General features: G+C 68.0%; 19 protein-coding genes. All 19 read right to left on the bottom strand.

Annotated elements, in window-relative coordinates:
* Positions 1-107: 107 nt before the first annotated feature.
* The gene (locus ABGA94_RS21020) at positions 108-2240 is read right to left on the bottom strand and encodes a putative bifunctional diguanylate cyclase/phosphodiesterase (protein WP_375368024.1); all 2133 of its coding nucleotides are present in this window, start codon (positions 2238-2240) and stop codon (positions 108-110) included.
* Between the two features lie 167 nt (positions 2241-2407).
* Positions 2408-3199 carry a flagellar biosynthetic protein FliR gene (fliR, locus tag ABGA94_RS21015; protein WP_049460577.1) on the bottom strand — a complete coding sequence of 264 codons (792 nt, stop codon included), beginning with the start codon at positions 3197-3199 and terminating at the stop codon, positions 2408-2410.
* Between the two features lie 13 nt (positions 3200-3212).
* Positions 3213-3482: a flagellar biosynthetic protein FliQ gene (locus tag ABGA94_RS21010; protein WP_005413254.1), complete on the bottom strand. Its 270-nt coding sequence runs from the start codon at positions 3480-3482 to the stop codon at positions 3213-3215.
* Positions 3483-3541: 59 nt separating this feature from the next.
* Positions 3542-4321, bottom strand: a complete 780-nt coding sequence (gene fliP, locus ABGA94_RS21005; RefSeq protein ID WP_375368023.1) for a flagellar type III secretion system pore protein FliP — start codon at positions 4319-4321, stop codon at positions 3542-3544.
* 1 nt (position 4322) lies between these two features.
* On the bottom strand, positions 4323-4721 hold the full coding sequence (fliO, locus tag ABGA94_RS21000; RefSeq protein WP_180848852.1) for a flagellar biosynthetic protein FliO: 399 nt from the start codon (positions 4719-4721) through the stop codon (positions 4323-4325).
* A gap of 17 nt (positions 4722-4738) precedes the next feature.
* Entirely contained in the window at positions 4739-5074 is a 336-nt protein-coding gene (gene fliN, locus ABGA94_RS20995; RefSeq protein ID WP_005409543.1) for a flagellar motor switch protein FliN, read from the bottom strand.
* Positions 5071-6075 carry a flagellar motor switch protein FliM gene (gene fliM, locus ABGA94_RS20990; RefSeq protein ID WP_005416434.1) on the bottom strand — a complete coding sequence of 335 codons (1005 nt, stop codon included), beginning with the start codon at positions 6073-6075 and terminating at the stop codon, positions 5071-5073. The genes fliN and fliM overlap by 4 nt, the downstream gene beginning before the upstream one ends.
* Positions 6076-6085: 10 nt before the next feature.
* The gene (fliL, locus tag ABGA94_RS20985) at positions 6086-6601 is read right to left on the bottom strand and encodes a flagellar basal body-associated protein FliL (RefSeq protein WP_005416435.1); all 516 of its coding nucleotides are present in this window, start codon (positions 6599-6601) and stop codon (positions 6086-6088) included.
* A 127-nt stretch (positions 6602-6728) separates the two neighbouring features.
* On the bottom strand, positions 6729-7898 hold the full coding sequence (locus ABGA94_RS20980) for a flagellar hook-length control protein FliK (protein WP_375368022.1): 1170 nt from the start codon (positions 7896-7898) through the stop codon (positions 6729-6731).
* Positions 7898-8365, bottom strand: a complete 468-nt coding sequence (gene fliJ, locus ABGA94_RS20975) for a flagellar export protein FliJ (protein ID WP_005416437.1) — start codon at positions 8363-8365, stop codon at positions 7898-7900. The genes ABGA94_RS20980 and fliJ overlap by 1 nt, the downstream gene beginning before the upstream one ends.
* Positions 8366-8368: 3 nt before the next feature.
* Positions 8369-9754, bottom strand: a complete 1386-nt coding sequence (locus ABGA94_RS20970; RefSeq protein ID WP_049412897.1) for a FliI/YscN family ATPase — start codon at positions 9752-9754, stop codon at positions 8369-8371.
* The gene (locus ABGA94_RS20965) at positions 9751-10392 is read right to left on the bottom strand and encodes a FliH/SctL family protein (RefSeq protein WP_375368021.1); all 642 of its coding nucleotides are present in this window, start codon (positions 10390-10392) and stop codon (positions 9751-9753) included. The genes ABGA94_RS20970 and ABGA94_RS20965 overlap by 4 nt, the downstream gene beginning before the upstream one ends.
* Positions 10389-11375: a flagellar motor switch protein FliG gene (gene fliG, locus ABGA94_RS20960; protein WP_024958226.1), complete on the bottom strand. Its 987-nt coding sequence runs from the start codon at positions 11373-11375 to the stop codon at positions 10389-10391. The genes ABGA94_RS20965 and fliG overlap by 4 nt, the downstream gene beginning before the upstream one ends.
* A 7-nt stretch (positions 11376-11382) precedes the next feature.
* Entirely contained in the window at positions 11383-13029 is a 1647-nt protein-coding gene (gene fliF / locus ABGA94_RS20955) for a flagellar basal-body MS-ring/collar protein FliF (RefSeq protein ID WP_049412900.1), read from the bottom strand.
* Positions 13030-13042: 13 nt separating this feature from the next.
* Complete coding sequence (fliE, locus tag ABGA94_RS20950) at positions 13043-13408, bottom strand: flagellar hook-basal body complex protein FliE (RefSeq protein WP_005409552.1); 366 nt, start codon at positions 13406-13408, stop codon at positions 13043-13045.
* A gap of 485 nt (positions 13409-13893) precedes the next feature.
* Positions 13894-14310, bottom strand: a complete 417-nt coding sequence (locus ABGA94_RS20945) for a hypothetical protein (RefSeq protein WP_375368020.1) — start codon at positions 14308-14310, stop codon at positions 13894-13896.
* A 186-nt stretch (positions 14311-14496) separates the two neighbouring features.
* Complete coding sequence (locus ABGA94_RS20940) at positions 14497-16002, bottom strand: sigma-54 dependent transcriptional regulator (protein ID WP_375368019.1); 1506 nt, start codon at positions 16000-16002, stop codon at positions 14497-14499.
* The gene (locus ABGA94_RS20935) at positions 15999-16376 is read right to left on the bottom strand and encodes a response regulator transcription factor (protein ID WP_005409556.1); all 378 of its coding nucleotides are present in this window, start codon (positions 16374-16376) and stop codon (positions 15999-16001) included. Before ABGA94_RS20935 ends, ABGA94_RS20940 begins: the two co-directional genes overlap by 4 nt.
* Positions 16377-16390: 14 nt before the next feature.
* Complete coding sequence (gene rpoN / locus ABGA94_RS20930; protein ID WP_375368018.1) at positions 16391-17800, bottom strand: RNA polymerase factor sigma-54; 1410 nt, start codon at positions 17798-17800, stop codon at positions 16391-16393.
* Positions 17801-18106: the final 306 nt, after the last annotated feature.

The following is an 18106-nucleotide window of genomic DNA, read 5'->3' as shown; positions in this document are numbered from 1 at the left end:
GCTCGGCTGCGGTTGGGTCCAGGCGAGAAGCGCAGCCGAGCGTCGGCTCGGCTCTACAGGAACGTGTCGCAGGAACTGTTGCGTGATGGGGCGCGCGCGGCCCGGTGTCAGCCGGGCGGGTGTTGCGGCGGTGGGCTCTGCGCCAGTTCCACCCGCGGCCGGGGCAGGTCGTGCAGCTGCATGAAGCGCGCCGCGTCGACCGGGCGGCCGAGCAGATAACCCTGCAGGAAGTCGCAGCCCAGGCGCTCCAGGTAGGCGCGCTGCGCGGCGGTTTCCACGCCCTCGGCGACGATGTCCATGTCCAGTGCATGGCCCAGCGCCACGATCGCCGAGACGATCACCACGTCCTCCGCACTGTGTTCCAGGTCACGCACGAACGCGTGGTCGATCTTGATCTCCGTGGCGGGCAGCCGCTTCAGGTACAGCAGGCTGGAATAGCCGGTTCCGAAATCATCGATGGAGATGCCCACGCCCAGCGCCGACAGCGCCTGCAGCAGGCGAAGGCTGGTATCGGTATCGCGCATGACCGTGCTTTCGGTGATCTCCAGCACGAGGTGGCGCGGGGCAATGCCATAGCGTTCGATCACTTCACGCACATCCTGCAGCAGGTGTGGCGAACTGAACTGCACCGGCGACAGGTTCACCGACATCGACCAGCCTTCATGCCCGGCGTCGCGCCAGCGCCGCAGCTGCTGGCAGGCCTGGTCCAGTGCCCAGCGACCGATCTCGTTGATCGCGCCGCTGCGTTCGGCCAGGCGGATGAAGCGGTCCGGTGGGATCAGTCCGTGCTCCGGGTGTTTCCAGCGGATCAGCGCTTCGGCACCGGCCACCTTCTGGGTGGCCACGCGGATCTTCGGCTGATAGTGCAGGAACAGCTGCTCGCTGCCGATCGCACGGCGCAGGTCGGCCAGCAGCCGGAACTGCTGCTCGGCACTGTCGTTCATCCAGTCGGCGAACAGCACGAAGGCGTTGCGTCCGGATTCCTTGGCCTGGTACATCGCCGCGTCGGCGAAGGCCATCAGCTGGCGCTCGCTGGCAGCGTGGTCGGGGCAGATCGCCACGCCGATGCTGGCGGTCACTTGAAGTTCGTTGTCCGGCAGCAACGGGCCGCTGCCCACCGCCTGCAGGATGCGCCGGGCGAGGGTGGGCAGGTCCTCGTCGTGCTCGATGCGCACCACCAGCACGAATTCGTCACCGCCCAGACGGGCCAGCATGTCGTTGGGCCGGAGCAGCTGGCGGGTACGCTCGGCCACCGCCACCAGCAGTGCGTCGCCGGCCTGATGGCCGTAGGCATCATTGACCTGCTTGAATCCGTCCAGGTCCATGAACATCACCGCGAAACGGCTGCCGCCCTGTTCGGCTTCGGCCAGCGCCTGCACGATGCGCCGCTGCAGCAGCAGGCGGTTCGGCAGGCGGGTCAGCGGGTCGTGCAGTGCGGCCTGGGTCAATTCCTGCTGGGCATCGGTCAACGAGGTGCTCAGCATCGAGTTGCGAAGCCGCAGCAGCTGCGCCTCCACACGCTGGTCCAGCCACGAGACCACCAGCACCACCGCCAGGATCGCAACCGTCAACACCACCACCAGCATCGCCAGCCACTCGCTCTGCAGGCCATCACCGACCGCGGCGCCGCAGATGCTGCCTTCCGGGAAACGCGCGGCGGCCATGCCGGTGTAGTGCATGCCGACGATGGCCAGGCCGAGCAGGCCGGCGGCCGCCAACCGGTCACCGACGCGGGTGCGCTGCGCGCGCAGGCGGAACGCCACGTACAGCGCGGTCCACGAAGCGGCCACCGCCACCACCAGGGAGAGCAGCAGCCAGCCCGGGTCGTAGTGGATCCCGGGCTGCATGCGCATCGCTGCCATGCCGACGTAGTGCATGCCGGCAATGCCGGTGCCCATCAGCAGGGCACCACCGGCCAATCGAGGATGGGGCAGGGTACGCAGTGAGACCAGCCACAGTGCGAACACCGACGAGGCGATCGCCAGGGCCAGCGAGAGCAGGGTGATGGGCAGGTCGTAGCCCAGTGCAATGGGCAGATCGAAGGCCAGCATGCCGATGAAGTGCATCGACCAGACACCCAGGCCCATGGCGAATCCGCCCCCCAGGCGCCACCACCAGGCGGCTGCCCGGCCCGGGGCGGTGACCGTGCGCCCTGCCATGGCCAGCGCCGTGTACGACGCCATCACGGCGACCAGCAGTGAGATCGCCACCAGCCACGGGTTGTACGTGCCTACCAGCATTCGTCAGTCTCCCGGACCTGCCTGTCGACGGAAACCACGGTGGGGCATGCATGAGGCAGGCCAACGCGAACGGGCGCCGGCCAGGTGCGGCATCCCCCCGGTTGCCGCGCATTCACTCTAACGCGCAGACCGGGGGGGACTTCAAGCGGCAATACGTGATGACCGGGTCAGCGTGTGACCGCGTCCGCGGCCTGGAAGGCGGCGTCGAACAGGCGCTGTACCGGCGGCCCCATTTCCCCGGCCAGCAGCGCCAGGAGGAACAGGCCCAGCAGCAGCGAAACCGGCAGGCCCAGCTGGATCGGGTTCAGCGCAGGGGCGGCTCGCGCCAGGACACCGAAGGCCAGGTTCACCGCCAGCATCGCCACGGTCAGCGGGATGGCCAGGGTCAGCGCACCGCGCAGCACGGTCAGCAGGAAGGTCGGAGCGATGCTGAAGAAGGCATGGGGATCCGGCAGCGGGGCGCCAATCGGCAGCGCGCGATAGCTGTCCACCAGCAGCGAGATCAGCGCCAGGTGGCCGTTGGCGGTGAAGAACAGCAGCCCGAACAGCAGATAGAACCACTGTCCGATCACGCCGGAGGTACCACCGCGCAGCGGGTCGCTCATCTGCGCGAAGGCCAGGCCGGTGCCCTGCGCGATCAGTTCGCCCGCCATCGCACCGGCTTCGAACACAAGCCGCAGCAGGAAGCCGATGGATACGCCGATGGCCAGCTCGCGCGCGATGGTCAGCACCGTGGCGGCGTCGAAGCCGGTCCAGTCCGGCACCGGGGGCAGCAGCGGTGCCAGGGCGATGGCCAGGGTGCCAGCCAGCACCACGCGCACCCGTGACGGGACGGCGCGGGTCCCGACCATGGGCATGGCCATGGCCACAGCGCCGATGCGCAGCATGGTCCACAGTACGGTGCCGATCATGCCGAAGGCCTGAAGGCCGTCGGCAGCCATCTGGGTGGCGGCGTCCATCGAAGCGCGTGTCCTAGCCGATCAGGTGCGGAATTCGCTGGAACAGCAGCGTGGTGAATTCAACCAGGTGGCCGATCAGCAGGCTGCCCAGTGCGAACAGCACCGCGGTCAGCGCTGCAGCTTTGGCGACGAAGGCGATGGTCGGTTCATTGAGCTGGGTCGCGGCCTGCACGACACCAACCACCACGCCCACCACCAGTACGGTGAGCAGCAGCGGGCCGGCCACCCACAACACGGTGATCAGGCCGCCACGCAGTTCAGTCAAGGCAAGTTCGGGAGACATTCGGATTCCATCTGCTCATGTAGAGTCGAGCCCTGCTCGACTGCGCGTTACGGGGGATATCAGGCCGGATTGAAGCTCGCCGCCAACGTACCCACGGTCAGCACCCAGCCATCGACCAGCACGAACAGCAGGATCTTGAAGGGCGCCGATACCAGCATCGGCGACAGCATCATCATGCCCATCGACATCAGCACGCTGGCAACGACCAGGTCGATGATCACGAACGGGATGAAGATCAGGAATCCGATCTCGAAGGCGGTCTTCAGTTCACTGGTGACGAACGAAGCGACCAGCACCGGGAACGGGATCGCGTCGGGGCTGGCGTAGGTGCCATGCCCGGCGATGCCGGCAAAGGTCATCAGGTCGGTCTCGCGGATCTGCGCCAGCATGAAGCCGCGCAGTGGCTGCGTGGTCAGCGTCCATGCGGTCTGGAAGTCGATGTCGCCGTTGAGGTAGGGCGCCATGCCCGCGCTCCACGCCTTGTCCCAGGTCGGCATCATCACCATCGCGGTGAGGAACAGGGCCAGGCCCAGCAGCACCTGGTTGGACGGCGTCTGGCCGGTGCCCAGCGCCTGGCGCAGCAGGCCCAGCACGATGATGATGCGGGTGAACGAGGTCAGCACCAGCAGCATCGACGGGATCAGGGTGATCGCGGTCATCAGCAGCAGGGTCTGCAGCGGCAGGCTGACCGGCTGGCCGCCGATCTTGCCGACGTTGACGTCCGGCAGAGGGGTGGCCGGAGCGCCGGGTGCGGCGAACGCCAGCGCCGGCAACAGGCACAGGGCAAGCAACAGCAGCCACGGCGTCAGGGTGGCGGGACGGGTACGGGGGACACGCATGTCAGGGGTCCTTGCGCAGCCGCTGCTGCAGCAGCTGGGCGAAATTCGGAAGATTCTTGAAGTCCGGCACGCGCACCGGTGCAGGGGGGGGCAGCGGTTCGGGCAGGGTGTGCAGGGTGTTGATGCCGCCGGCGGTGACGCCCAGCAGCAGCTGCTGGCCGTTGACCTCCACCACCACCACGCGCTCCTTGGCGCCGACGCTCAGGCTGGCCACCAGCTTCATGCCTTCGGCCGGACGGAAGCCGCTGCCAGGCATGCGCTTGAGCAGCCAGCCCAGGCCGATCACCAGCGCCAGCACCGCCAGCAGCGCCAGCACCGCACCGAACAGGCTGGGTGCGGCGGCCGCATGCTGGCCGACCTGCGGGCCGACCGGCGCGGCGGCCTTGCCGACCGCCAGCAGGGTGGAGGCCAGCAGGCTCAACGCAGTCTCCGGATACGCTCGCTGGGGCTGACCACGTCGGTCAGGCGCACGCCGAAGCGGTCATTGATCACTACTACTTCGCCGTGGGCGATCAGGGTGCCGTTGACGAACACGTCCAGCGATTCGCCAGCACCGCGCTCCAGTTCCACCACCGACCCCTGGTTGAGCTGCAGCAGGTTGCGGATCGGCAGGCGGGCACGACCGACTTCCAGCGACAGGGTCACCGGCACATCGAGGATCACGTCCAGGTTCAGGTCCGGACCATTCGCCTCATCGGCCTGCAGGCTGCTGAACTGGGCCGGGGTCGGTTCGAGGGCGTCGATATCGTTCATTGCGGGTCTTCCTGGATGACGGGTACGCGCGGGCGGGTGCCCGGCGGATGGGTAGCGGTGATCTTCACGGCGTTCATGCCGTTGGCGATGCCGAACTCGCCGGTGAACACGGGGATGTTCTCCACGCACAGCGGCACCTGCGGGCTCAGCTCGATCGGCAGGATGTCGCCGACCTTCAACTGGGTCAGGTCGCGCAGGGTCATGCGCTTGCTGGCCAGCACGCTGGACAGGGTGACTTCGGCGACGTTGAGCTGCTCACGCAGGGTCTTGCCCCAGCTCTCGTCGCGGTCGTTGCGGTCGCTCTGGATGCCGGCGTCGAGCAGTTCGCGGATCGGTTCCAGCATCGAGTAGGGCAGGGTGACGTGGATGTCGCCGCCACCACCGTCGAGCTCGACGTGCAGGCGGCACACCACCACATATTCGCGCGGGGTCACGATGTTGGCGAAATGCGGGTTGATCTCTGAGTTGATGTACTCGAAGTCGACATCCATCACCGGTGCCCACGCTTCGCGCAGATCGGCGAAGGTCTGCTTCAACAGCAGGTGGATCACCCGCATTTCAGTAGCCGTGAACTCGCGGCCCTCGATGCGGGTGGGGTAGCGCCCGTCGCCGCCGAAGAAATTGTCGACGATGGCGAACACCAGGGTCGGCTCGAACACGATCAGGCCGGTGCCGCGCAGCGGCTTGAAGCGGATCAGGTTCAGGTTGGTCGGTACATACAGCGAGTGCATGTAGTCGTTGAACTTGATCAGTTCGATGCCGCGCACCGACAGTTCGGCCGAGCGGCGGATCAGGTTGAACAGGCCGATCCGCCACAGGCGCGCGAAGCGCTCATGGACCATTTCCAGGGTCGGCATGCGACCACGGATGATGCGGTCCTGGCTGGCGAAGTCGTACGAGCGCGCTTCGCCTGACGGGGGTTCCGCATCGGTCTCGACCGCGCCACTGTCCACGCCGTGGAGCAGGGCATCGATCTCGTCCTGGGACAGCAGATCATTCATCGGTGGGCCCTTACTGGGTCACGAAGCTGGTGAACAGCAGATCGTCGGCGCCGTTGCTGCCGGTCTCGGCCTTGAGTACCTTCTGCACCTCGGCCAATGAGGCGGCCTGCAGCTTCTGCTTGCCGGCGACATCGGCGATCTGGTCCGGGCTGACCTGCGAGAACAGCATCAGCAGGCGCGCACGGATGGCCGGGGCGTGGGTCTTGATCGCTTCCAGCGCGGCCGGGTCGCGGGTCATCAGCTGGACCTCCAGCTGCAGGTAACGCGGGCCGTCGACCGGGCCATTGAGGTTGACCACGAAGGCCGGGTCCAGCGCGAAGTACTGTGCCGGGGCTGGGGTCGCGCTCTTCTTCGGCGCCTGCGCGGTCTTCTCTTCGTGCTTGGACTGGGTGAAGAACCACACGCCGCCACCGGCGGCAGCGGCGGCCAGTACGGCCACCAGCGCGGTGATCAGGATCGGACTACGCGGCTTGGCGGCCTTGTCCTTCTCTGCGGTCTTCTTGGTTTTGTCAGCGGCTGCGGCCACGGGTGAAGCTCCTGAGGGTTGCTTCACCGGGATATGCAAGGGGCGTGCCGAAGGCCGGGCAGCGGGATGCGACGGAATTCCGTCGGAAACCTGTGCCGGTAGGTGCCAACCTTGGTCGGCACGCCTGTCAGGCGTAAGCGTCCAGCAGTCCGCGCTGGCGGATCAACTGCGCCGACGACACGCTGGCCTCGCCCGGCGTCGGTTCTCCGTCGCCGATGATGCCGCTGCCACCGGGCTGGCCCGGCGCATTGCCCTCACCACCCGGTGACTGGTGGCCGACATCGGCGTGGGCCAGCTGGAAGCCCTGTTCGCCCAGCAGCTCGCGCAGGCGCGGCAGGCTGCTTTCCAGCGCTTGCCGCACGTCCACGTGCGGGCTGCTGAAGCTGGCATGCACCTTGTCGCCGTTCAACTGCAGGCGCACGTCGACCGGGCCCATGTCGTCCGGGCTCAGGCGGATGTGGGCGTGGCCGATCTTCTGGTCGGCCAGCCAACCCAGGCGTGCGCCGATGGCCTGGTCGAAGCCATCGTCACCCAGCACGGGTTTCGGCGTCGGCTCGCCATTGAAGATCGCATTGCCGGCGGCGAGCGCCGCCTTGAGGTCCTGTACGGCGGCTGCTGCCGGGGCGTGCAGCAGGGGTGTGCTGGCGCGGTCGCCAACGGCGGCCACGTCACTGCCTTCGCCGCGCTCGCTGCGCTTGCCGGGCAGGATCATCTCCGGCAGTGGCAGCGCCGTGGCATCGTCCGCACTGGTCGCCGCCGGTTTGGCGTCAGCCGCCACTGGGGCTGCGGTTGCCGCTGCCGGCGCGTCTGCGGGCAGTGTCGGGTTCGTGGCGGGGGCAGCAGCAGGCAGCGCGCTACCGTCGCTGGCCAGCGCCGGTGCAGCGGTGGTCGGCAGAGCAGCGGCCGGATCGGCAGGCATCGGCATCGCCAGCACCAGGCCGGCCAGGCCGGGCGGTGGCCACGGGGCGTCCTCGGTCGCGGCGGGCTTGTCCTTCTCGGTGCCGGGTCCCGCTGGGGTCACGGCAACGGGTGGCAGCGACGGCGTTTCAGCAGTTGCCGCTTCGGCGCCCGCATTGCGTTCATCCGGTGCCTGGCCATTGCTGTCGGCAGTCGATGGCGGGCTCGGCGTGGATGGCGTCGGCGTCGTGGCGTTTCCCGCAGACGCGGGCGCGCAGGGCGCACCGCCCTGCAGCAGCTGGCTGAAGTCCTTTCCGCCTTCGCTGCGCGAGGCGCGTGCGGCACTGTTGCTGGTGGCGGGCGTGGCCGTGTTGGCGCTGCTGGCGAGCGGGGCGGGCATCACGAGCGGCCTCCCTGCTCGGCGCCGTCCTGGTCTTCGGCCTGCACCAGGCGTGCACGCCGTGCGCCAATGTCGTCCATCTCGCGCTGGTCGCGGCGGTCGGTCACCACCTTTTCCTGCGCCCGGTAGCTGGCGGCCAGCTGCTCCAGTACCGCCTTGTCACGGCTGGCCAGGATCAGGCGTGCACGCTCGGCCTCCACTTTTTCGCGGTTGCCATTGACCGTGGCCTGCTGCTGCTCGACCGCGCTGTCCAGTCGATCGAGGAAGGCGCGGCGGTTGAGCAACTGTGCCGGGCTGGTCGCCGCCATCTGTGCGTTGGCGTACTCCTCGGCATAGCGGCGCAGTTCGTCCAGTCGCGACAGATGGGTGTCGAGCACGCGCTGGCGTTCGGCCAGGTCGCGGGCGACCGCGTCCTCATGTTCCTGGGCCCGCTTGAGCAGGGGATCGATGCGCTTGGACTGGTTCATGGCTTAACTCTCTTGTTCCACCAGGCGCTGCAGCGCCGCCTGGCTGTGCGGGAGATCTGCGGCCTTGGCAACGTCCTGGCCGAGGAACTCCATGATTTCCGGCCAGCGTTCCAGGGCTTCGTCGGTGGCCGCGTCGTTGCCGCGCTGGTAAGCACCGATCGCGATCAGGTCCCGGTTGGCCGAGTAGGCCGAGACCAGTCGCTTCAACTTGCGGATGCGCAGGCGCCACGGTTCGTCGGCGATTTCCGTGACCACGCGGCTGACCGACGACTCGACGTCGATGGCCGGGTACAAGCCGCTGTCGGCCACGCGGCGCGAGAGCAGGATGTGGCCGTCGAGGATCGCGCGCGCTGCATCGGCAATCGGATCCTGCGGATCATCGCCTTCGGTCAGCACCGTGTAGAACGCGGTGATCGAGCCACGTCCCTTGGCGCCGTTGCCGGCGCGTTCGACCAGTGCCGGCAGCTTGGCGAACACCGACGGTGGGTAACCGCGGGTGGTCGGCGGCTCGCCGACCGACAGGCCGATCTCGCGCTGCGCCTGGGCGAAGCGGGTCAGTGAGTCCATCAGCAGCAGCACGTTCAGGCCCTGGTCGCGGAACCATTCGGCGATGGCGGTGGCACGGTAGGCGCCGTGCAGGCGCGCCAGTGGCGGTCGGTCGGCGGGGCTGGCCACCACCACGGCGCGGCGCAGGCCTTCTTCGCCCAGCGTGGTTTCGACGAAATCGCGTACTTCGCGGCCACGTTCACCGATCAGGCCGACCACGATCACGTCGGCGGCGGTGTAGCGGGTCATCATGCCCAGCAGCGTCGACTTGCCGACGCCGGAGCCGGCGAACAGGCCGACACGCTGGCCGCGGCCGATCGGCAGCAGCGCGTTGATCGCGCGCACGCCCACGTCCAGCGGCTGGGTGATCGGTTCACGCGCCAGCGGATTGATCGACACGCCGGCCATGCCAACATGGCCTTCGGCGCGGATCGGGCCCTTGCCATCCAGCGGCACGCCGTCGCTGTCGATGACGCGGCCGAGCAGGCCTTCGCCCACTTCCACGCCGCCCCGGCGCGCCGATGGCACCACCCGGGCATTGGGCAGCAGGCCATGCAGTTCGGCGCTGGGCATCAGGTAGGTGCGCTCGCCGGCGAAGCCGACCACTTCGGCGTCGACCCAGCCACCATCGACCACTTCCACCTTGCAGCTGGCACCCAGCGGCGCTTCGCAGCCGACCGCCTCCAGGGTGAGCCCGACCGCACGGCGCAACACGCCCTCGCGGATCAGGCCACGACCATGCGCGGTGTCCACGCGCAGGCCATCCAGGCGCCGCGCCAGGCGCAGGTTGCGGGCTACGGCCCAGTCGGCCGGCGGCGGAGTGGTTTGCGGTCCGACGCTCATGCGGTGGCTCCGGTCTGGCGGATCACCCCATCCAGGGCCCCGCGCAGGCGGGCTTCCAGGGTGCCGTCGATGCGCACGGCTTCGGCGTGCACGCGCAGGTCGCCACGGCTGAGGCTGGTATCCGGTACCAGGCGCTGCACCGGTGAAAGGTTCAGCAGCGGGGCGAGGGCAGCGATGTCATCCGGGTGCAGCCGCACTTCAACCTCGCGGGTGCTGCCCCCCACGGCGTCGATCGCTTCGCCGACCAGCTGCGCCAGCAGTGCCGGCTCGGCTTCGTAGGCGCGGCCGACCAGTGCGCCGGCGATGCGCACCGCCAGTTCGCCGAGTGCACCGACCACTTCGTTCTCCAGCCGCACCAGCGGCCGGCTGAAGTTGTCCAGGATCCCTTCGATCTGCGCGGCGAGGCGACGTACTTCGGCCTGGCCCTGGCCGTAGCCGTCGGCATGGCCCTGTTCGAACCCTTCCTTCTCGGCGTTGTCCTGGATCGCCTGGATCTCTTCAAGGGTCGGCAGCTGCAGCGGCGGCTCCGGTTCGTGTTCCGGATCCGGCTCGGTGAGTTCGAACGCATCCTCCTGCTCCAGCACTGGTTCGGGCTGGGCCAGCAGGTCCGGGGCAAGCCAGCGCACGACGTTGCTCACAGCATGGCCTCCGCGCTGCCACCGATGGTGACGGTGCCTTCATCGGCCATGCGCTTGACGATCGCCAGGATCTCGCGCTGTGCGCCTTCCACGTCGGACAGGCGCACCGGGCCGCGGGCTTCCATGTCCTCCAGCAGGATCTCGGCCGCGCGCTGCGACATGTTGCGGGTGATCTTGTCGCGCACCTTGATGTCGGCGCCGCGCAGGGCCAGGCCCAGGCGCTCGCCGCTCACCTCGCGCAGCACCAGCTGCATCTCGCGATCGTCCAGGTCGACCAGGTCGTCGAACACGAACATCAGGTCCTGGATGCGGTTGCTCAACGGCGCATCGATGCGCGCGATTTCGCCCAGGATTGCCTGGTCCTGGCCGCTGTCCATGAAGTTCAGGATGTTGGCCGCGCACTGCACGCCGCCGATGTTCGATGACTTCAGGTTCTGGTTGCCCGCGAACTGGCGCTCCATGATCTCGTTGAGTTCATTGAGCGCGTTCGGCGGAATACCGTCGAGGGTGGCGATGCGCAGCAGCACATCCACGCGGGTACGGTCCGGCAGCAGCTTCAGCGCGTCGGCGGCCTGGTCGGTTTCCAGGTGCGCCATCACGATGGCGATGATCTGCGGGTGCTCGTTGCGCACCAGGTCGGCCACCGCACGCGGGTCCATCCACTTCAGCGCGTCCAGGCCGGTGGTGTTGCGGCCGAGCAGGATGCGGTCGATCAGGTTGCCGGCCTTCTCGCTGCCCAGCGCCTGCACCAGCATGTTGCGGATGTAGTCATCCGAGCCCACGCCCAGCGAGGTCTTCGAGCCCAGTTCCTGGCCGAACTGGTCCATCACCCGCTCCACCTGCTCGCGGGTGATGTCGGTCATGGTGGCCATGGCGATGCCGATCTTCTGTACTTCCTTGGGTTCCATGTGGCGCAGCACTTCGGCCGCATCCAGCTCACCCAGCGAAAGCAGCAGCACGGCCGCGCGCTGTACACCGGTCAGTTGTGCCTCAGTCATTGGCCACCCAGCCCTTGACCACCTGGGCCACGCGCTTGGAGTCGGTCTTCACGGCTTCACGCGCCATCCGCAGTCGTTCCTCATATGAATCCACCGGCAGTGCGAGCGCATCCGGTCCGCCCAGGCTTGCCCGGTCGGTGCCCAGCGCTGGCAGCGCAATGCCATCGTCATCGACCAGCTGCACATCCGCCGTATGCGGCTCCAGCGCCTGCTCGTCTGCCTTCCTGCTCTGGCCGGTGATCGCGCGCAGCGCCGGGCGCAGCACGCCGAACAGCAGCGCCAGCACCACCACCGCGCCCAGCAGCATGCGGCCGGCATCGTGCACCCACGGCAGCTCCCACCAGGCCGGGCCTTGTTCGGGCGTGGTCTCGCGCACGAACGGGGCATTCATCACCGACACGGTGTCGCCACGCTCGGCGTTGAAGCCGACGGCCTGCTTGACCAGCGCCTCGACGCGGGTCAGTTCGGCGGCCGACAGCGGCTGCGGGCTCATCTTGCCGTTGGCGCCGGCGCGCGGCACGTTGTCCACCAGCACCGCCACCGACACGCGCTTGATGCGGCCGGCCGGCTGGCGGGTGTGCTGCAGGGTGCGGTCCAGCTCGTAGTTGCGGGTGGCGTTCTTGCTGCTTTCGGTCGGGGTCTGCGCGGTGGCCGGCGCGGCCTGCTGGCCCGGCGGACTGTTGCTGGTTGCACCCGGCACGCCCTGCGGACCCGGCGTGCTGGTGGTGTTCTCGCTCATCTGCTCGCTGCGCAGCTTCTGCGGTTCACCGTTGTAGAGCTCACGGGCTTCCTCGGTCACCGAGAAGTCCATGTCCACGCTCACTTCCGGGTTGACGCGGCCGGGGCCGGTCATCGGCTCCAGCAGCTCGCGGATGCGCTGGTTGAACGAGGTTTCCTGGCGTCGCACCTGCTCGAACTGCGCGGCGTTGACCGCCGCCTCGCTGTTCGGGTCGGTGATGCTGAGCATGCGCCCGCTCTGGTCGACCACGGTCACCCGTTCCGGCGCCAGGTCCGGAATGCTGGCCGCGACCATGTGCACGATGGCGTCCACCTGGCTGCGTTCCAGCTGCTGGCCGCCCCGCAGTTCCAGGGTGACCGAGGCGCTGGCCACGTCACGCTGGCGGGTGAAGGCGCTGGGCTTGGGAATGGCCAGATGCACGCGTGAATCACGTACCGGGCGCAGCGTGTTGATGGTGCGCGACAGCTCGGTTTCCAGCGCGTGCTGGTAGCGCGCGCTTTCCACGAACTGGCTGACGCCGAAGCCCGGGTCGCGTTCCATCAGCTCGAAGCCGAGCTTGCCACTGTCGGTCAGGCCGGAGCCGGCCAGCTTCAGGCGGGCGTCGTGCAGGTTCTTTTCCGGCACGGTGATGCCACCGGTGGCCGGATCGAGCGCGAACGGGATCTGCGCGGCGCGCAGCAGGTCGGTCGCCTCAGCGGTCGCCTTCTGGTCCAGGCCGGTGTACAGCGGGACCATGCCCGGCTTCTGTGACCAGAAGAACACGGACAGGCCTGCCGCCACCGCCACCGCGATCATCGCCATCAGGCCCAGCCGACGGGTGATCTGCAGACTCTGCAGGCGGTCGAACCATTGCCCGGCCTTCTCGGCGTTCAGGCTGTCCTTGGAGAGCGTCAGTGCCATGCGTCAATGTTCCTTACAGCGGCATGTTCATCACGTCCTGGTAGGCCTGGACGAGACGGTTGCGGACTTCCACGGTGGCGCGGAAGGCGATCTGGGACTGCTGCGAGGCGACCATCACCTTGGCCAGGTCGGCGCTGGGGTCGCCCATTTCAAAGGCCTTGGCGAGGGCGCCGGACTTCTGCTGCGCATCGTTGACGCCGGCAATCGCACCACGCAGGGTTTCGGTGAAGCTGGCCGGCTGGGCCTGCGGCGCGTCCAGCACCGTGCCCGGCAGGGCGTTGCTGCGCGGCGTTTCGCCCAGCGGATTGAGCGCCGGCTGCCCCATCTGGGTCTGATAGGAGCGGATCTGCGAAAGGATCGAAGTGACGGAGTGGGACATCTGCAACGGTTCCAGAAACAGGGATGGGGTTGTCTGCTGGAACCAGTGCAAGTGCCGTGCCGAAACCGGTTTTCGATTCAGTGAAGTGAGGGTTGTGGGTGTACTGGCAGGGCTGCGCCCTGCACCCGCCGAATCAACGTCAACGTCAACGGCGGGCTATCCGTGGGGTGGCGGGGCGGGTCCGGTTGCGGGGGACGCTGCAAGTACCCCTCCGGGGCCCGGCCCAGCCGCTGGCGGCTGTGCGTTCGGGCGCTTGCGAAGCAGTGCTTCGCAAGCAAAGCGCCCTCACCCATGTAAGCTCGGTCGCCGCATCCATGCGGCTCACGCCCCCGCAACCGGACCCACCCCGCCTTCGACAGTTTCACGCTGCTGCCGGTAGATGCTGACCGCTGGTCGGCGCTGATCGGATGGGGTCAGATCCCGTTGCGACGCAACGGGCTCTGACCCCATTGAAGGCGCCATTTATCCGGCGTCGGTTTTCTGGCCTACGGCTGCAGGGTCCAGTGGCCGGAATTCTGGCGCTGGCGCGGCGCGATGGGGCCGTCGTGCTGGGTGTAGATGAAGCGACCCTGGCGGTCGCTCTGGCAGGTCAGCAGCAGGGTGTAGTGGGCGGGACCGGCCGGGTGGGCCTCGGTCATCTGGATTTCCGCGATATGCGGGGCCAGGCGCTGGTAGCGGTAGCTGCCGCCGATGCGCAAGTCAGTGCCGAGGATGTCCAGCACGTACTGGCTGCCGGCAAAGCTGAGCTGCACCATGCGTCCGGCGTTGGGGTTGTCCGGCGCGTACAGCGGGTCGCTGAGGTTGGTGAACTGGCGCTGGTCCAGCGTTGCGGGCAGGGTGCAGTTGGCGGCGGTGGCCAGGGCCGGGCAGAGCAGGGTGGCGAGCAGGGCGAGGCGATGCATGGTGGAACCTCCTTGGGGGTGTCCTCGCCATGCTCCGCACTGCGGCCGTGTTGTCTCTAGGAAAACGTGCAAAAGCAATGGGCGCAGATCCCGTTCCGCAGCAAAGGGATGTGAGCCCAGGGGCCCAAAACACCAACGCCCGGGCGAGCCCAGGCGTTCGTGCCCCCTTCATGCTGGTGGCGCGGTTCAGCCGGCCAGTTCGGCCTGCTCGCGTTCGATGCCGTACTTGCGCAGCTTTTCCACCAGGGTGGTGCGGCGCAGGCCAAGCAGCTGGGCGGCGTGGGCGACCACGCCCTGGGTGCGTTCCAGTGCTTCGTTGATCAGGCCCAGTTCGATGCTGGCCATGTGGTTGCGCAGGTCCATGCCCTCGTCGGGCAGTGCGGCCGGTGCCGCCGGGCGATTGACGGCGATACCGTGTTCCAGCGCCGGCTGGTTGCCGCTGCCGGGTGTGTGGAAGGAGAAGCTGCGCAGGTCCAGTCGCTCTTCGCTGGCGGCGGGCGGTGCCGGCGCCAGCGCAGCGACGGCGGCCAGTGCCGCATCGCCACGATAACGGGCCGGCAGGTCCTGTACGCGCACCGAGCCACCCGGATGCAGTACGGCCAGTCGTTCGACCAGGTTGGTCAGCTCGCGCACGTTGCCCGGCCATTCGTAGCCGGCCAGCGCCTGCAGGGCTTCCGGGGTGAAGCGCACTTCGCCACGGCCAGTGCGGGCCAGCTGCGCGGCGATGGTTTCCACCAGTGCCGGCAGGTCTTCGCGACGCTCGCGCAGCGCGGGTACTTCAATCGGGAACACGTTGAGGCGGTAGAACAGATCCTCGCGGAACTTGCCCTCAGCGATGCGGGTCTCCAGGTCGCGATGGGTCGCGGCCACCACGCGCACGTTGCAGCGGATGGTCTGGTTGCCACCCACGCGCTCGAAACTGCGCTCCTGCAGCACGCGCAGCAGCTTCACCTGCATCGGCAGGCTCATGTCGCCGATTTCGTCGAGCAGCAGGGTGCCGCCCTCGGCCATTTCGAAACGGCCCTTGCGCGCGGTGAGCGCGCCGGTGAAGGCGCCCTTCTCATGGCCGAACAGTTCGCTTTCCAGCAGGTCGGCCGGAATGGCGCCGCAGTTGATCGCCACGAACGGTCCGTCACGGCGCGGCGAACGCTGGTGGATGGCGCGCGACACCACTTCCTTGCCGGTACCGGATTCACCCAGCACCAGCACGGTGGTATCGAATGCGGCCACCTGTTCGATCATGGTGCGCAGGGCGCTCACTGCCGGGCCATTGCCGGTGGGTCCCTGGTCCTGGGCGGCGCCGGCCTGATGCTCGGCATCCAGGCGCTTGAGGCTGGCGCGGCGCAGCAGGGCTTCCATCTGCGCGTGGCGCAGCGGCGTTTCCAGCGGCCAGATATTCGCTTCATGCAGCCCGTGCTGCTGGGCAAACACTGCAGTATCACCATCGGCCAGCAGCACCGGAGGCGGCAGGCTGCTGCCGCCCAGCCAGTTGTACAGCGCGGTGCTGGCGGGGTTGTCGTCCAGGCTGCCGACGATCACCGCCATCCAGTCGTTCTGGCGCTGCCGGCCCAGGTCGAAGTCGGCCGCGTCGGAGACCCAGCGCGGATTGAAGTCCATGAATTCCAGCAGGGCAACGGTGCGCTCTGCGCGCACGGCGTCGTTGTCCAGCACCAGGATGCGCGATTCACTCACGACTGTTCCTCCCTGAGGCCTTCCAGGATCGGCATGACTTCCTGGATGTAGGACAGCTTGCTGACAAAGTTGTCGGCACCGGCACGCAGCGCGTGTTCGCGGTGCTCGGCGTCGTCGAAGTGGCTGGCGATCACGATGTACGGTGCATCGTCCTGCGACTTGATCAGGCGGGTGGCCTGCAGGCCGCCCATCTCCGGCATGGCCAGGTCCATCAGCACCACCTGCGGGCGCAGCGTTTCCGAGCGCTCGATCGCTTCCAGGCCGTTGCCGGCACTGCCGACGATCTGCAGCCAGTCGATCTTGCGGAAATGGCGCATCGCCGCGTTGATGAAGCCCTCGTGGTCATCGACCAGCAGGACCGTGAGCTTGTTCATGTCCAACATCCTTTTCAGCCCACCCGGGCCAGCTGCGGTTGCCTGGCGCTGAGCCGGCGCCGTTCGCGGGCCGGGGCGATATCCAGTTGTTCTCGGTATTTTGCGACGGTTCGGCGGGCAATGTTCACCCCCTGGCGTGACAGCAGGCCGGCAATGGCCTCGTCGGCCAGCGGACGGCCGGCGGGTTCGGCGTCGATCAGGCGGCGGACCATGGCTTTCACCGCCTGGCCGGAGACGCTGGCGCCTTCCAGGCGCACCGCGAAGAAGTGCTTCAGTTCGAAGGTGCCGCGCGGGGTCTGCAGGAACTTGCCGGTAGTGATGCGCGAGACGGTGGACTCGTGCATGCCGATTTCCTCGGCCACTTCCTTCAGGGTCAGCGGCGCCATCGCCTCTTCGCCACGCACCAGGAAGGCGGCCTGGCGCTCGACGATCACACGCGCGGTGCGCAGCAGGGTGTCGTAGCGCATCGACAGGCCGCGGCTGAACCAGCGCGCCTCCTGCAGCATCTCGCGCAGTGCCGGCGCGGCTTCGCTGGTTTCGGCCAGCGCCTGTTCGTACTGGCTGTTGATCGAGACGCGGCGGCTGGTGGCCGGGTTCAGTGCCACCTTCCACTGCCCATCGGCATGCCAGGCGACCACGTCCGGTACCACCACCGCATTGCGTTCGGGCAGCAGGCTGTCGCCGGGGCGCGGCTGCAGCGAGAGGATCAGGCGCACCGCCTCGCGCACGTCGTCGATCTCGGCGTCGTGCTGGCGGGCGAGGGCGGGGTAGTCGTGCGCGGCCAGTGCCTCGAGCGCGCCATCGAGAATGCGGGCCGCCAGGTGGCGGGCCGGCACCACGCCGTGCAGGCTGCGCAGCTGGGCCTGCAGGCCTTCGCGCAGGTCCTGCGCGGCCATGCCGGCGGGCTCGCCATGCATGAGCTGCTGGCGGATGGCTTCCACGCCGTCGGCGGTGATGTCGAACTGGGCGCTGGCCAGCAGCTGCAGCTGCGCCAGTGGCGCCTGCAGGTAGCCGGCCTCGTCGCAGTGGTCGAGCCAGAACGCGGCCACCGCCAGTTCGCTGTCGTCCATGTCCAGCGCCAGGCGCTGCAGCACGCGCAGCTGAGGGTCGGTCGACTCACCGGCGGCAATGCGCGCCATGCGGTCGTCGTCGCCGTCCTGCCAGCTGGCGCCGGCCACGTCCCACATCGAAGACTCCGGCAGCTCGTCGAACGCGGCGGTTTCCAGCGTGGTGGCGCTGACCTCGGTGGCATCAGCGGCAGGCGCTTCGGCCTCTTCGATCTCCAGCAGCGGGTTGGAGTCCAGCAGGCGCTGGATTTCCTGTTCCAGGTGCAGGCCATCAAGCTGCAACAGCCGGATCGACTGCAGCAGCTGCGGGGTGAGGTGAAGTTGTTGGCCCAGCTGGGTCGAGAGTGCAGCCTTCATCGTGGTTCCCCGGCGCCGCTCCCCGGCGCCTTGTGGAACGCATCTTGCTTTTGATCCGGCGTGGGCGGAATCGGGGGGTTCCTGAGGGGATTCGTGGTTGTCCCGACAGGATGTAGGGGTATTCCCTACATCGGCGCGGAATGTTGACGATGATCGCGCCTAAGTTGCTGATTTTCGGTGTCGTTGCCGGGTTGACCGGGCTGTGCCGTGTACGGGTTCCTGTCGGGGCGTGTCAGGGTGACGGGAATTCGTCGCCGGTGCAGTGCCGGGCAGGGGTCAGATCCCTTTCCTGCGGAAAGGGATCTG

The organism is Stenotrophomonas sp. 3diitr2024, from assembly GCF_042136455.1.
Taxonomy (GTDB): Bacteria; Pseudomonadota; Gammaproteobacteria; order Xanthomonadales; family Xanthomonadaceae; genus Stenotrophomonas; species Stenotrophomonas sepilia.
This window is presented reverse-complemented; position numbering and strand designations above follow the sequence as displayed.